This is a genomic window from Burkholderia sp. AU45251, assembly GCF_030482905.1.
In the GTDB taxonomy this organism is placed as follows: domain Bacteria; phylum Pseudomonadota; class Gammaproteobacteria; order Burkholderiales; family Burkholderiaceae; genus Burkholderia; species Burkholderia aenigmatica.
This window is the reverse complement of sequence record NZ_JAUJQH010000002.1, coordinates 21,277-34,730: the sequence shown is the minus strand read 5'-3', so window position 1 is coordinate 34,730 and position 13,454 is coordinate 21,277. Positions and strand designations below refer to the sequence as shown.

The 13,454-nt window shown below is 62.7% G+C and carries 9 protein-coding genes; all 9 read right to left on the bottom strand.

What is annotated here, in order from left to right:
• Nucleotides 1-211: 211 nt before the first annotated feature.
• The 9 genes from QZM67_RS06825 to QZM67_RS06785 all read right to left on the bottom strand — a co-directional run bounded on the left by QZM67_RS06825 (nt 212) and on the right by QZM67_RS06785 (nt 13,421).
• Nucleotides 212-1,216, bottom strand: coding sequence for a lysozyme inhibitor LprI family protein (locus QZM67_RS06825; protein ID WP_175020959.1), 1,005 nt, complete (start codon nt 1,214-1,216; stop codon nt 212-214).
• A gap of 636 nt (nt 1,217-1,852) precedes the next feature.
• Nucleotides 1,853-2,113, bottom strand: a complete 261-nt coding sequence (locus tag QZM67_RS06820) for a PAAR domain-containing protein (RefSeq protein WP_301801465.1) — start codon at nt 2,111-2,113, stop codon at nt 1,853-1,855.
• Between the two features lie 15 nt (nt 2,114-2,128).
• Nucleotides 2,129-3,178, bottom strand: a complete 1,050-nt coding sequence (locus QZM67_RS06815) for a DUF6708 domain-containing protein (RefSeq protein WP_301801464.1) — start codon at nt 3,176-3,178, stop codon at nt 2,129-2,131.
• Between the two features lie 17 nt (nt 3,179-3,195).
• Nucleotides 3,196-5,805, bottom strand: coding sequence for a T6SS effector BTH_I2691 family protein (locus QZM67_RS06810; protein ID WP_301801463.1), 2,610 nt, complete (start codon nt 5,803-5,805; stop codon nt 3,196-3,198).
• A gap of 39 nt (nt 5,806-5,844) precedes the next feature.
• The gene (locus QZM67_RS06805) at nt 5,845-6,591 is read right to left on the bottom strand and encodes a DUF4123 domain-containing protein (RefSeq protein ID WP_301801462.1); all 747 of its coding nucleotides are present in this window, start codon (nt 6,589-6,591) and stop codon (nt 5,845-5,847) included.
• Nucleotides 6,592-6,600: 9 nt separating this feature from the next.
• The gene (locus tag QZM67_RS06800; protein ID WP_301801461.1) at nt 6,601-9,072 is read right to left on the bottom strand and encodes a type VI secretion system Vgr family protein; all 2,472 of its coding nucleotides are present in this window, start codon (nt 9,070-9,072) and stop codon (nt 6,601-6,603) included.
• A gap of 222 nt (nt 9,073-9,294) precedes the next feature.
• Nucleotides 9,295-10,320 (bottom strand): GTP-binding protein, encoded by a 1,026-nt coding sequence (locus tag QZM67_RS06795; protein ID WP_301801460.1) that lies wholly within the window; start codon nt 10,318-10,320, stop codon nt 9,295-9,297.
• 2 nt (nt 10,321-10,322) lie between these two features.
• On the bottom strand, nt 10,323-11,990 hold the full coding sequence (locus QZM67_RS06790; RefSeq protein WP_301801459.1) for an amidohydrolase: 1,668 nt from the start codon (nt 11,988-11,990) through the stop codon (nt 10,323-10,325).
• 36 nt (nt 11,991-12,026) lie between these two features.
• Complete coding sequence (locus tag QZM67_RS06785) at nt 12,027-13,421, bottom strand: sodium:solute symporter (protein WP_301801458.1); 1,395 nt, start codon at nt 13,419-13,421, stop codon at nt 12,027-12,029.
• Between the last annotated feature and the right edge of the window lie 33 nt (nt 13,422-13,454).

The window sequence follows — 13,454 nt, the reverse complement described above, 5'->3', positions numbered from 1 at the left end:
CGCCGGCACGCCGATGGGGTGCGACGTCGGTGCGATCGGGCGCCCGGTCGCGCGTGCCTTGCCCGATGCGCTCGAGAACAGCGCAACGGGCTCGGTCATGCGGCCCTGCCCGAGTTGCGCGCCCGGGAATCGACCGCGCCGCCGGCTCAGGCGCGCACAGCGCGAAAAGAATGAAGGTAGGCCGAGCAGCGCTGGCCGTCCTGCCCGCCCGTCACCGCATCACGTCGACCGGCAGCGTCTTGTCGAGATTGTCGTGCCACACCAGGATGGTCTTCGGCACGGTTTTCTTCCACGCCGGTACGTTCGTGTAATAGCGCATCCGGACGTTGTTCTGCGCGTCGAACACGAGCAGCCCGATCCACAGATCGTTGCCGCGCCGCATCACGATCGCTGCATTCGTCGTCGCGATGCCACGCACCCAGTACTTCGTCACGTGCGTGTTGAGCCCGTCGAGATCCTTTTCGTCGGCGCCGTAATTGACGATGTCGACGAGCGTCTGATAATCGGCGCCGAGCAGCTTGTGCGCGGTCGCGTTCTGCTGCGCATTGGCCAGCACGGCCAGGCTCACGAGATCCGCGGGCGGTTTCGCTTGTGCCTGCGCCGCCGTCACGTAGTCTCCCGAGTAGACGACGCCCGCGCCGGCGCCGCAATCGCCATCGTCGCCGTGCTGGGCAACCTGCACGCGTGCACCCTTGCGACTGAAATCGAGCCGGCATTGATCGTGGCGGTACGTGCCGCTGTTGCCGTGCAGTTCGATATCACCGCCAAGCTCGCCAGTGTTCGCGCCGTTGTTGCCGCTCAGTTCGAAATGAAGACGCGGTGCCGTGCCGGTGAACGTCAGCATGCCGTCGAACGACGGGTTGTCGCTGTCGCGATACCACGTCTGCTGCCAGCGGTCAGCGGCCAACGGCGTGCCGTTCAGGCTCGCGAGCCGTTCGCGGTAGCGGTCGCCGAGGCACTGCTCGTCGCCGCCGCACTGGTCGCGCTGCTTGAGCCACTTCAATTGCGCGGCCTTCAGCGCAGCCGTATCGCCGCCCTTTGCGAGCGCCTTCTTCCACGCCGCCGCCAGTTCGCCGTCGAGCTTCGACAGCGCCGCATCCGCACAGATCGTCTTCTCGGTTGGCGACGCGGCTTTCGCGCAGTCGAAGCCGGCCGCATGCGTGGCCAGCGGCAGCAACAGCGGCAGCAGCGCGGCTGTCACGCGCAGGAATGACATCTTCAACTTGATTGCCTCATTTCAATAAGAACCGTACAAAAGAAACATTCGATCCCCAGACGCCGTCACGCACCAAGCACCCCGCGAGCGCGCCCACGCGGCGCTGATGCGGATGCGGATGCGGCCAGCGGCAACGTCATGCACGCTGCCCGGACGAGAAACAATCAGGACCGGTGTCACGCAAATAAAGTCTGCTGCGATCCAAACGGCCATCGGCCTTCGCACCGGGTGCCATCGGTTCGGCCAGGATCACGACGAAACCGACATCTGCACACGCGTTGATCTGCGGCCCACCTCAATAGCCTCGATCTGTTTCGGACGGCCTGGTTCCGGCATGACCTGACGGTCGTCACGCGCCGTCATCGATCGTTGTGCGTAGCGAGAAGGATACGAGCCAACGGATCGCGCAGCGCCGCCGCCGTGTCGAGACGATCCGACCTGCTCGCGATCGGATCAAACAACTGCATGCCGGGCATGGCCGCGCGTCGCGTCAACTCCCGGCCGGTCTGCGCCGAACGGACCGGCCACTGAACATGACAGTTCATCGGCCCGTCCGGCACGACGCGCCGTTCGAGCAGACGTGGTCATGCACGGTTCCGTTCATCCGATCCACCGAACCGCTCACGCGCAACACCTTTATTCGAGCGACGAAATCAACTGCGCGCCGCATTCCGTCAAATCGTCATGAAAGGCGACCGGCGTGCCGTGATGGTTGCGGGTACTGCCTTGCGGAAGAATCCTGAACTGCCCGCCGCACTTTGGACACCATGTCAGGTGCCCCTTCAGCGCAACCGGAACGCCCAATGCCGTCAAATCGTCGCTCGCCGTGATCACTTCGCCACCGTGGGTCGTCTGGTCGTGCAATCGGATCACGCCACGTCCGTTTTCGTCCCTCATCGTCTTCCCACCTTCTCAAATCTCCGCGGCTGGATCGTCGAGCCATGTCTCCGCATACGCCATGCCGTCGGCCCGACTTGTCCAGTTCTCGACCTGGGCCTTGGGATCATTCGGATATTCGCCGCGCTGCTGTGCGAGGACGGTATCGCCCCAGCCCACCGGGGTGCCCGCGCGAGGCTCGGCATACGGATCGTTCGAAGCGACCACGGAGATTTCTTCGATCGATTTCGGCCAGACCGGATCGCGGCACGTTGCATTCGCCAGCATTCGCATTGCCGTGAAAACCAGGATCATCGGCATCATCAACAGACGGATGAAAACAGGCGCACGCATCCCGAAGCTGTAGAGCGAAAACAGGAATGCCTCGCGTGGTGTTTCATTCCGGGTATGAAACAACATCGGCTTGGGCAAACCGTTGGGACCACTGTTCATGTATTGGCGCCAGTAGTTCCACTCGGCCAGGGCCATCTTGACCTGAATCTTGCCGCTCCATTCACGTCCGATGGAGAACACCTGCGTCACGTTGCCTTGTTCGTCGACCGTGTAATGTCTGATGTGAAAGACCGTTCCGAACGGACTGTCTTCACGATGCAGGCAAAAAATGGAATCTTCGGTCCACGGAGCCTCCCATACCACATCCCCCTCGCCCTGCTTCGCGGAAAAGCGTCGCGCCCGGATCGCATATAGTTTTTGCGATTCACGGTGAAATCGAATCGGCCGGTATCGCAGGCCGAAGAACAGACCGCGACCCAGCTGCCAAACGATCGAACCGAACAGCAACACTGCAAAAATGGCAATGCCGTTCATCACGAAATCACCGGATGATCCATCGCGATGGGTGACATAATAAATATATGGCCCAATTCCCATCGCGATAAAAGCGATCGCAACACCGGTAATAAACCACTGCTTTTCCAGAAATGAAGGTTCGATCACATCCATGAATACGGAGTTGATGCTGAAGATCGATCCGAAATCCTGGATGTCAGGGCCAGAAGGTTGTTTTATCGACAGACGATGTGCCAAGTCCCACTCGGGAACTGGCATGCCAATGCATTTCTTCATCAAACGCTCATCCATCATCACCCCCCGATTGCCGAATCGAATGCCTTCAGCTCATCATCCAATGAACTATAGTGCTCGCCTTTGCTGAACCTGCATCGGGATATCCAGTCCTTGATTGCCGCTGCCTTGAAGTGAGCGATCAGGATGCCGACGATGATCGCAGCAACAAAAACAATCCAGAAAGGAGGGAGCCATGCAACGATAACTGCCGGCAAAACCGAGAAGAACGGCGATAGTGATATGTAAATACCGAGAACTCCGCCAATGGCATAGAGTCTGGCAAGACCTTTTTCTTTATTCGCATAAGCCTCGGGCATATTCTTTAACAAATCATAGCCGGCGAGCACTATGCCTGCGACGGCGCCGATTGTTCGTCCTACCCGCGCGCCTGTCTCGGCCCAGCCTTCGGCACCGGCCCATTGCTTCATGAGGTAAGCCGAGAGCGGATGAGCAGGCGCGGCCTTCACTGTTTCAGAGACGGATTCAACGATATTGCCGAGAATCGACACGAGCGAGCCCGTGAGCTTCAACAGGTTTTCGCCGTGGTTGAACTGATCGCTGCCGGCGTAATCCTTGTACGCAAAGGTGAGGGTGGCAAGCTGGAAAATTGCCGTGGCTACCCCCTGGTTGAATTTGTACGGTGACGACGAGCCCAACCATTTCCGAGTCGTTTCGACACCGGGGACCTTGATGACCTTGACGTCGCTCGCGTCAAGCGAGCCCGCCTTTACCCATGCGTCCGTGTCGAGTTCGTACGCGAACACAGCCGGGTCCGATGGCGGAGACGCCTTCACGACCTCCTTGCGGATATTGGCTGCGGCGGCCTGTTGACTGAGTTGGTCGCTGTCCACTGGCAAACCGAGCATCTCCCCCTGATTGACGATCCAGTTTCGCATTTGGGCTGGCGTGATGTGCGCGGCCTTGATTGGGGTGCCCGCGTGTAGCGCCAGACGAATGGTCACGAATCCGACTGCGGGTCCTTTCAGCCCCTTTGCAAGAATGTTTACGAAAGTATTCGCGGTGGTAAAGACAAGGCGGTCGATCAGGTTTGCCCCCTGATGCTTCTTTTCTATATCCTCGAATGCACTCTTGTAGATATTCATAAAATTTTCGTACTGGATATCGGAGCCATGCACTTGCGCGTCTGCGGCCTGGATAAGCTGCTCATGATTGAACATCAACGCACGTGCGTACAGGTTGCCGGTGTCCGATGCCCGACTGTTCAACCAGTCGTTGAGTACCTTCTGGCACTCCTCGGTACCCGCCGCCGTACCGATCGCTTGCGCACACGATTCGCTATAGGCATATCCGCTGCGGATGTCCTTCGGGTCATGTGTGCCGGCCATCCAGTCCGCGAGCAACTTTGACTTGAGCCAGCCGACATGCGCTTGCACGAGCGGTTGCCAGAACGGCTTGAACGCATCGAGCTTGTGCGGGTACTCCTCGTTGAGAAATTTGTCACGCGCACTCATGTCGATGACGCTGACGGGTTTGTTGTCCGCTCCTTTTTTGGTTGACGCTTCCTCCCAGGCTTCGTCAGCCGCCTTCCGTTGCGCACCGGGAACATCCCGCGCCTGGCGGGCGTCTTCATCCAGGGCCTTTGACAGACTACCGGTACTGAACCACCCCTTCACAATCCGATATGCACCCGAGATGTCGCCAGCACCGCCGCCCCCGCCGGGCGCCATCGCCATCGGATCGACGTCGACTTGCGCTGCAAGCTCACTCGACGCGTAACTTGCCCGGGTTTCTTCCCGTGCGTTCAATCGAACGCTGGCTTCGGCGCGCTCCAGCAATTGGGCCGAAATGAATTTCCAGTAGGTCTCATTATCGAAACCGCTGTTCGTGTTGGGGACGGTCAGTTCGGCAAGGTCGTTGGTCATGCCAACGGGATCGTTGACAGCGATGACGAAACCTTTCTTGAGCGGAGATTCGGTCATTGCCCCCTGGATGATCTTGGCGGCATCCTTCCGCCGCAATGCAATCTCGTCCTTGGGTGCACGGTTGCTGAACCCGAATGCGTCCTTCATCGCCGGCCCGTCCATCACGAAATGCGCGATATTTTTCTGGCTGGCCTGAAATTCGCCGGTATCGGTCGCGTTGCCGGCGACCATCGCCGGAACGTTGATGCATTGCATATGCAGCTTGCGCCATTTCTCGTCCTTGATCTTGTTATAGACGAGGTCCTTGGTCCATAACACATTGGACCAGCCGATCCAGAAATTGCCCGCTTCGTCGCTGCCCGGCGTGTGTTGAACATTGACGCAACGCCCGTACGAGCCGGCCCAATCCTTGCCGGATGGGCAACTACTCTCGGCGAGGCGTTCTGCAGATTGCGCAGGGGGCGGCGTGATATCCGGAGCAAACTTGAACAACACGCCGCCGTTCAGGACCATGTATGCGAACAGTTGCTTTCGTTTCTCGTCGTAGGTGTACAGGTATCCCTGACGCAACGCGCGGAGCGTGTATTTGGCCGATCCGACCGACTGTGGCGCGTTGGCATCGATCTTGAATTGACCGGATAGCGCGGGCGCTTTGGCCGCCCCCAGCGGACAAGCGATCGCGTATCGGACCGGATAGATCAGCAGCGACTCTCGGTCGCACATCGGACAGCCTTTCCTGGTCATGATCGATCCTCGGAATTAGGTCAAGTGAGTTGACAGGTATTACTCACTCGCAAGCTCATGCGACAGCTGTTGCCACGCGGCGTCAACCAGTTCATCGGTAGCGGAATGGTGGCCGTTCTCCGCAGCGGCGTTGAGAAACGAATCGGCCAAGGACGGAAACCTAGAGGCCTGCCACGCCGAGAAACCAGAAAATCGGCGGCGTATCCGATCGACGACTTCGCTTCGATTGATGCGCGGCCATTGATCGACGCGCGGCCAGCCAAGCGACTGCCCGACGGGATCGGATTCGACACCGGGGCCGTCGACGTGCCATATGTGACCCGCCCATGCGAACTGCCACGCCTGTATCGGGCCCAGAAGCGCTTGCTGCTGGTCCGGACTGAAAATCGCCAACGCCAGGGCGAACACGCGCGGATCGTAGTGCCGCCAGAAAACAGGCTCGCCACCCGCATCCGGGCCGACCAGATAGCGCGCAATATGCGCGGCGACGCCGTCGATCTCAACGGCGCTCCTGATCCATGCGCAAGCAACAGGTGGGCGTTCAGCGTCGATTTCTTCATGCCAGTATCGAGTGACCGTCTGTTGAACGTCCGCATCGAGCGAACCCAGATCAATCAGCCTTGGCATCAGCTCTTCGCGATGTGCCAGCACGCGCGGCGTGCAGGGACGCATATCCAGTGCAGCAAGATCGGGCGCGTAGTCGAGCGTCGCCGGCTCGACCAGCAGATAGCCCGACGTGAGCGGCCCCGACTGGTCCACGGCGATTTGCATGGCGGGGGAAGACATGTTCATCCGTCAGGAGAGCGAAACCGACGCCTGACCGGCTTGCGCAGCGTCGCCCGCGACCGGTGCACACAAATCCGAACCCGGAAACTTCGCCGGCACGCTCTGCGGCCCGACCGTATCGTGACTGCCGGCGTGAATCCTGTTTTCGCCGGGCGTGTAGCCGACGATACCTTTCGCGCTGACCTCGAACTGGCTATTACCCGCGGTCAGGCGAATCCCCTGCTTGGCGGTGAGGTTGATCCAGTCCGTCGTGCTGATGATCGCGACAACCTTCTTCGCCAGCAATTCCAGCTCGTCGTTTTCCGCATGCACTTGCACCTTGCCGCTCGCGGCGATCAGCTTCATTCCCATCTTGTGCACGAACAGCGAGAACTTGTCCGACACGCTCGCGAAAAACGACTTGCCGGTCGCGACCGACAGGCTATCGCCGGCCGTGACGCCCACGTGCTGCCCACCCGTGACGTGCACCGTCGCGGGGGTCGTGACGGCAATGCCTGCCGCGCCGGCCAACAGCAGGTGCGCTTCGTCGAGCTCCGGGAAGTCACCTTTGTCGCTGCTGCCCGTCGCCCCCGCACCCTGAATGCCGTCCACCTGCGATTTCAGCGCATCGGCGATCGGCGTCTGGTCTGCCCCGCTGTCCTGCGCCTGATAGTGCTGCGCGAGCTTGGCCGATTGCGCATGAAGCGTCTGCGCCTTGGTCAGGCGTGACGCCGGCTCACTCACGTCCGAGAGGTGCCCTTGCGCGGCAGGACGCACCTCGGTGCTGATGACCATGCCCTTACCGGACCGGATCGCGCCCACCTGGTCGGTACGCAGTTCGAAGCCCTCGCCGCGCGCGTCCTTTCGACCCTGCCAATCCTCGATGCGGGTGATCTTGCCGAGCGAGAGCTGGCTCGCCGCATGGTCGGACCGAAGCTGCGCCTGAATGGCGTTCGCCGTATCGTCGAAAATCAGGTGATTGCTACGGCCGCCCGACGCGTTGCCGTCGGCACCGTTCAATTCCCGGCTGCGAATGCCCATCAGCGCATGCTCGTCCGGCAGCTTCCATGACGGTACGTTGCGCGCGTTCATCATGCGGCCCGTGATGATCGGGTGGTCCGGATTGCCGTCGAGCCATTGCACGATCACTTCGGACCCGATCCGGGGCAGCGCCGCCATCCCCTGCCCACCGCCGGCCCAGCCGCTCGCGACCCGCACCCAGGTCGAATACCTGCCGTCGCGATCCCAGTGGAATTGAACCAGCACGCGGCCGTGTTCGTCCGTGTGAATGCTCGTGCCGGACTGACCGACAACGGTCGCTGTCTGCGGCGCGAGAATCTTCGTCTGGACGCTGTTGAAGCCGCGCCCGGGCCGCCATGGCGTCGCCTTGGGAACACACGTGAACGCGTTGCGGTATTCCGCCAGCACACCCGTGTCCTGCAGATAGTTGTTGGTCGCCACGTGCCGGACCGAGACGATCAGGTATTCGTCGTCGCGTTGCTCGCGGCTCAGCGCCGACCCATAACGGTCCGTGAGCCTGAACCAGCGGCCCGGCTGCACGAAGCGATTGTTGCCCTTTGCATCGAAGCGCTTGATCGTCGCTTCGATTTCCTCCATCCGGCGATTGACGACCTGATAGCCGTGGTCCATGTTCCGGTAGCCGTACGCGCCGACATACTCGTTCCATTCGAGTTGCGGCAGCGTGGCGTCGGGGCTCAACAGGCCCGTTTGAACATGGGTCGGTGTCGGGGCCTTGAAGTCGAAACGGGACAGTTCCGCATGCGTCGACGTTGTCTGCTGGAATGGCGACCAGCTCAGAATGCTGTCCGCTTCCTCCGCGCCCATGCCATTGTGGAAGCGGATTGCATGATGCCTGCCGTCGATCGTGGGTGCGGGACGCGTCGGATCGGAGACGGTCAGCTTGTGCGACGTAGCCGTGTGCTCGTACCAGTACAGATAACCCGCGTGTTCCCAGCGCCGATGCACGTAGTTGTGGTCGTCTTCGTCGAACTGACAGGCCATCGTCATCGGCGGATCGTTCTCGCCGACCTTCCACGCCCACTCGGGCAATATGCCGTAGTCCTTAAATACTGTCGCCGTCTGATCGTGCAGATTCTGGTCGAGGAACAGGCGATTGTGCTTGCCGTACTTCAGATAGCGCAGCCAGGGCCCGACCTGCAGCTCGTAGAACACCCAGCCGCCGTCCGTTCGAACGTGCCGGAACGCGAAGATATGCCCATTGAAATATCGTTGCGTGCCGTCGCCGCGCAACAGGCTCACCGTCACGCGCTTGCCGATGAAATCCTTCGATTCGAGATGGTCGTTGTCCGACAGGATTTCGATCGTGTAAGCGAAATCCTTCGATAAGGATTCAACCCCATCGAATGCGTTCGGCAGAAGGATTCTGTAAGGCGCGTTATCGTCCGGAAAGCTGATCTGCACTTGCCGGTTGTGCTGCGGGCCCAGCGCAAGGTCTCTCAGGGCTTGTGCTGTGTTCTCCATTGTTCTTATCCCTTATCCGGGCGCGAAGTGCCGCGGGCCCTTCGTACGCCTGACGTGCGTCATCAAAAGTAGGGCCGGTCGATGCCCGTGCCCACCGCAACGTGCCGCGATAAGCTCAGACGTATACCACAAAGCCCTGCGAAGACCCACTGGGAAAATTGTTACGCAGATTGAAGGCGGATTCACGCCTTCCGTCACCCGGCATCGCTTATTACGGATGCCTTACTTGGTTGACTGGAAGCATGTCGGCGCAACCGTTTCGGCAGTTGCGCTGCACTGCACGATGCCGTCGCGCAACACGGCCTGCGCAGCCACGTCGATGATCCCGATGAAGACCATCACACCGTCCCCGTCGAGCGAAGCCAGCCCTTCGTCCTCCATCGACGAAAAACGGATGCGCCGCGCTGCGACCTGGCAGGCGCGCGTGGCGACCGCCCCTTTTTCATCGGCCACGCGCACGATGCCCTTCGCGCGCAGGATCGTGCGCGGCAACGCCTTCAGCCACGCGCGCAGCCGCGCCTTGTCGAGCACACCGGGCGCGGCGACGGTGACGCTCGCGAACGCCGGCATCGCGTCGTGCCCGATCGGCCGGTGCGCACGCACGATGTCCGGCACGCTCACGCGATCGGACACGGCCGCGTCGAACAGCAGCGCGAGCGGAATCTCGCCATGCCGCGCGGCAACGACGATATCGGTCGGCGCGCACGCGCGCACGTCGTCGAGCACCGCGTCGCGCTGTGCGGGCGCCACGCGGTCGAGCTTGGTCACGACGATCGCACCCGCGCCGTCGAGCTGGCGCTGCGCCATCGCGCCGACGAGCGGATCGGCGAGCGTGTCGCGCCACGCAATCGCGTCGGCGACGACGAGCACCGACGTCAGCCGGAATGCACCGTTCAGCAGTCCGATCTGTGCGATCTTCGCGGGGTCGGCCACCCCGCTCGCTTCGACGAGCAGCAGTTCGGGCCGTACGTCGCGCATCGCAACGCGCGTCAATGCATCGACAAGCGCGCCGCCGATCGTGCAGCAGATGCAGCCGTTGTCGAGCTCGATCACGTCGTCGCCACGCGCTCGCACGAGCCGCGCATCGATGTTAACCGCGCCGAAATCGTTGACGAGCACCGCGATGCGCCGGCCATGCGGTGCCTGCAGGATCGCGTTGACGACCGTCGTCTTGCCTGCGCCGAGATAGCCGCCGATCACCGCGAGGTCGATCGGCGCACGCGCGGCCTCGGCGGGCGCAACCGGCATGCTCATCGCGGCGACCGGAACACGCGCCCGCCCAGCACGGTGCCCCACACGGCGAGTTCCTTCAGGCGCGCGGGCGCGCACACCGACGGATCGTCGTCGAGCACCGCAAAATCCGCGAACTTGCCGATCTCGATGCTGCCAACGAGATGATCCATCCGCAACGTATAGGCCGCGCCGAGCGTGATCGCATACAGCGCATCGTCGACCGCCAGCCGCTCGCCTTCGCCGAGCACGCGCCCGGATGCGGTCTCGCGCTGCACCGCGCACCATGCGGTAAACAGCGGATTCAGCGGCGTGATCGGTGCATCCGAATGCAGCGCGAACGGAATGCCGAGCCGCTGCGCGGAGCCGGCCGCATCCATCCGGTTCGCGCGATCGGGGCCGATGGTCTGGCTGTAGTGCGCATCGCCCCAGTAGTACAGATGATTCGCAAAGAAGTTCACGCACATCCCGAGCGCGCGAACGCGCTTCAACTGCGCGGCGTCCGCCATCTGGCAATGCTGCAGCGTATGGCGATGATCGGGGCGCGGGTGGCGCGCGAGCAGCGTCGTCATCGCGTCGAGCACGACGTCGGTCGCTTCGTCGCCGTTGGTATGCACATGCAGTTGCAGCCCCGCGCGATGGAACGGCTCGAACACGTCGACGAGCTGCGCGGGCGGAATCAGCCACAGCCCGTTCGGCTGCCCGCCCGCGTAACCGGGCCAGCGCACGCGCGCGGTGAAGCCCTGGATCGAGCCGTCGACGATGAACTTCACCGGCCCGAAATGCAGCTTGTCGGTATTGCGCTCGATCTCCGCGAGCACGCCGTCGGCCGAGCGGGCCGGATTGCGCTGCGGCGCGAACGCCGGCACGATCCGCACCGGGTAGTCCGGATCGGCGGTGACTTCATGCAGCGTGCGGTTACCGTCGGCCGACAGGTCGTTGACGAGATCCGTGGCCGTCGTCACGCCCGCGAGCTGCGCGACGCGCCCGAAGTTCCAGATCGCGTGCGGCTTCTCGCTCGCGGAAATCGCCAGCTTGCCGCCGATCGTCTGATAGACCGGCAGCATCGCCGCGAACTCCTGCAGCTCGCCGGTCGGCCGGCCGTCGGCGTCGCGCGTCACGCCGTCGATGTCGGTGTCCTCGTCGATGCCCGCGCGCGCGAGCATCGCGCCGTTCACGTTCATCAGGTGCACGCTCGCATGCAGGATCGCGATCGGCCGCTGCGCCGACACGCGATCGAGCTCGCGCGTCGTCAGCCGCGCCGTGCCGAAGAAGATCGGATCGAAGCCCCACGCGAGCAGCGGCCCGTCGTCGGTCATCGCGCGCTCGGCGTCGGCGAGCCGTTCGAGCACCGCGTCGAGCGAGCGCAGCCCCGGCCACAGCGTGCCGTCGGGGCCCCGACGATCGTAGTAGCCGACGTACACGGCGTCCCACATCGCACCTTCCATCAGGTGGCAATGCCCTTCGACGAGCCCCGGCATCAGCACCTTGTCGCGCAGCGTGTCGTCGGTCGTACACGCGCCGAACCGTGCCTGCCATGCGGCCGCGTCGGCGGCGTCGCCGACCGCGAGGATACGGCCATCGCGCACGGCGACGTGCGTGGCCGACGGCTGCGCCGGGTTCATCGTCAGGATGCGGCGCGCCGTGAACACCGTCACGGATGCGGCCGGGATTGCGGATGCTTGCATGGGATGCGGTTCTCCTTGCGGCGGAACGCCGCTGGTTCAGGATACGGCGTATTGCTTCACTGGACGACCGTGCAGCATCACATGCACGGCCGCGACGACGAGCACGTTGACGACGAGACACACGAGGCCGAGGTTGATGCCGCCGAAGTCGACATGGAACACGTAGAAGATCATCGCGAGCACCTGGCCGCAGATCATCCCGGCCCCGACCGCGACGGGCCGCACCTGGCGCCCCGCAAGCAGGATCAGCACGCCCGGCAGGAACTGCGTGACACCGTAGTACGTGGTGTTGATCAGCGTCAGCATCAGGTTCGGCGTCAGCAACGTGGTCGCGATCGACAGCAACAGGTAGCCGACGATCACATATTTCGCCGCACGCTTCTGGCGCGACTCGGGCAGGTTCGGCATCAGGTTGCGCGTGACGATCGGCCCGATCGCGAGGCAGATGCCGGCCAGCACGAGCAGCCCCGACAGCGCGGCGCCGGCCGCGACGAGACCGATCAGCCAGCTGGGCAGCAGGTGCGTGACGGCGGCGAAGAACGCATCGTTCGGCGACGCGAGCGTCAGGTTCGCGGTGATCGCGTAGTACGACGCGATCACGAGGAACGGATACATCAGCATGTACAGCGGCATCACGACCTGCGTGCGGCGGATCGCGTTCGGCCCGCGCGCGGTGAAGAAATTCTGTGCGGCGAACGGCATCAGGTAGAAGCCGAGCGACTGGAACAGCATCGTGCTCATCGAGAAGCGCAGCTGCGATCCGCTCATCGTGTTGCTGACCTGCCGGCTCGCGGCGTCGAACACCGGATGCACGCCGCCGACCTGCCACGCGACGGCCACGCCCGTCACGACGATCGCGAGCAGCATCAGGATGTCCTTCAGGATCGCGATGTACGCCGACGCGCGCACGCCGGAGATCGCGATATAGGTGAACGCGAGCGCCGCGCACACGAGGATCAGGTACAGCGGCTCGACATGCCAGCCGAGCCCTTTCAGCGCCGCGACGAGCCCGGTGAACTGCAGCTGCCCCCACGGGATCAGGAACATGATCGATGCGCACGCAACGACCAGCTCGAGCCCGCGGCTGCGGTAGTGGCCCTTGAACAGGTCGGGCAGCGTGATCGCGTTGTGACGCTTGCCGGCCTCCCAGATCTTCGGGCCGACGAAATAGCCGATCGGGTAGGCGAGCAGGATATAGCCGAGGAACCACACGCCATAGGTCGGACCCTTCGCGTAGATACCGCCGGGGAAGCCGACCATCGTACCGATGCTGTAGATCTCGCCGGCGGTCAGGAAGAACACGAGCGCCGTGCCGAACTGGCGCGACGCGACGAAGAAGTCATGCACGCTCTGCTTGCCGCGGCCACGGCCGGATCGGATGGCGAGATAGAGCGACAGCGCGATCAGCGCGGCGAAGACGACCGTTGACATGCGCACCTCTGCGAAAGAACGGAAAGCGTAGGG

Coding starts and splice junctions, on each gene's coding strand:
- QZM67_RS06825 (WP_175020959.1), bottom strand. CDS start 1,216: ATGTCATTCCTGCGCGTGACAGCCGCGCTGCTGCCGCTGTTGCTGCCG.
- QZM67_RS06795 (WP_301801460.1), bottom strand. CDS start 10,320: ATGCCGGTTGCGCCCGCCGAGGCCGCGCGTGCGCCGATCGACCTCGCG.
- QZM67_RS06805 (WP_301801462.1), bottom strand. CDS start 6,591: ATGTCTTCCCCCGCCATGCAAATCGCCGTGGACCAGTCGGGGCCGCTC.
- QZM67_RS06785 (WP_301801458.1), bottom strand. CDS start 13,421: ATGTCAACGGTCGTCTTCGCCGCGCTGATCGCGCTGTCGCTCTATCTC.
- QZM67_RS06810 (WP_301801463.1), bottom strand. CDS start 5,805: ATGACCAGGAAAGGCTGTCCGATGTGCGACCGAGAGTCGCTGCTGATC.
- QZM67_RS06815 (WP_301801464.1), bottom strand. CDS start 3,178: ATGAAGAAATGCATTGGCATGCCAGTTCCCGAGTGGGACTTGGCACAT.
- QZM67_RS06800 (WP_301801461.1), bottom strand. CDS start 9,072: ATGGAGAACACAGCACAAGCCCTGAGAGACCTTGCGCTGGGCCCGCAG.
- QZM67_RS06820 (WP_301801465.1), bottom strand. CDS start 2,113: ATGAGGGACGAAAACGGACGTGGCGTGATCCGATTGCACGACCAGACG.
- QZM67_RS06790 (WP_301801459.1), bottom strand. CDS start 11,990: ATGCAAGCATCCGCAATCCCGGCCGCATCCGTGACGGTGTTCACGGCG.